Source organism: Roseateles sp. P5_E11 (assembly GCF_054049355.1).
The window spans coordinates 1-1,390 of the sequence record NZ_JBFUMO010000965.1; the positions used below are offsets into that span (position 1 = coordinate 1).

A 1,390-nucleotide genomic window follows, 5' to 3' on the forward strand; every position below is an offset into this window, starting at 1 on the left:
TACCACGCCTGTGTCGCGGCCGGCGAATATGGCGCCGAACGATTTGTTCTGATCAGCACTGACAAGGCGGTCAACCCGACCAACGTGATGGGCGCGACCAAGCGCGCAGCCGAGCTGGTCATCAGCCACATGGCATCGCAGGGCTACGCGACTCGCTTCATGGCAGTGCGTTTCGGCAACGTGCTCGGCTCCAGCGGCAGCGTGATCCCGAAGTTCAAGGAACAGATCGCTCGGGGAGGGCCGGTGACAGTGACGCACCCTGATATCACGCGCTATTTCATGACCATCCCCGAGGCGGCACGCTTGGTGGTGCAGGCCGCTGCGCTGAGCGCAAGCGGCCAGGTCTTCGTGCTCGACATGGGCGAACCGGTGCGCATTGCCGATCTGGCGCGGGACATGATCCGCCTGTCGGGTCACTCCGAGACCGACATGCCCGTCACCTATGTCGGCTTGCGCCCAGGGGAGAAGCTGTATGAGGAGCTGCTATCGGCCAACGAGGCCACCATGACGACGCCGATAAAGCGCCTGTTGATCGCGCGGCTCGACGACGGCCCGCGGCATGCGGGAGTGCGTGACTGGCTGGCGGCATGGGAAAGCGAGCCCAAGGTTGCATCAGATGCGGACGTGCGGCGGGCCTTGAAGAATCTTCTGGGCGGGGAGTACGACCATGGTTAGCCGGCGTGCCGTGCTCGGCATCAGTGTCGCGTTGCTGCTGGGCTTGTTCTGGATTTTCCGTGCACCGGCGGTCGCGCGGCTGCATGACGTCGACCAGCGATGGCTCCACGAGTTCGTTACCGATGCACTGTCGCGCTGGCGCGCTGACGAGGATTGGGCTCGCGCCGAGCCGATCGCACGGTCACCTGACTATCGTTGGCTGCACGTTGGCGCCGAACCCCTTCGCATCGCCCATGCTCTGGGTGAAGCCGGTACGCCGGGTGCCAATACGCTGACTGCCCTGCAGCGCTCGCTGGCGCTGGGCTTTCGGCATCTGGAAGTCGATCTCTGGCTGGAGGGCGACCGCGTTCGCTGCCATCACGGTCCGCCGGGTCCACCGGCCTACCAGCCGGGCGACTGTGACTTGGTGTCACTGCTGGGCGCCCTGCCGGCCGATGCGTGGCTGGTGCTCGACATCAAGACGGATTTCGTGCGTACTGGGGAACGCGCACTCGACATCGCCGACAGCCTCAAGCGCACCCGCCAGTTCATCTTCCAGCTCTATGAGCCCGAGCATTCGGCGCAGTTCAACCGTTGGCAGACGCGCTACGCCGACCTGCCAGGGCCGCTGGTCACGGCCTATCGTGCCCACCGCGCCGTCGACCATGTCGCGCTGCATACCGGGCGCATAGGAGTGAGCGTGCTGACGCTACCGCTGGAGCGAACGCGTGCTTAC

2 protein-coding genes are annotated in these 1,390 nt (G+C 65.3%); both read left to right on the forward strand.

The window, feature by feature from the left end; translation table 11 throughout:
* The coding region (locus ACXJKR_RS32530; RefSeq protein ID WP_457326374.1) for a polysaccharide biosynthesis protein at window positions 1–675 on the forward strand (675 nt) is incomplete at its 5' end.
* A 31-nt stretch (window positions 676–706) separates the two neighbouring features.
* Window positions 707–1,390, forward strand: a 684-nt coding sequence (locus ACXJKR_RS32535) for a hypothetical protein (RefSeq protein ID WP_457326375.1), incomplete at its 3' end; no start/stop codon positions are given.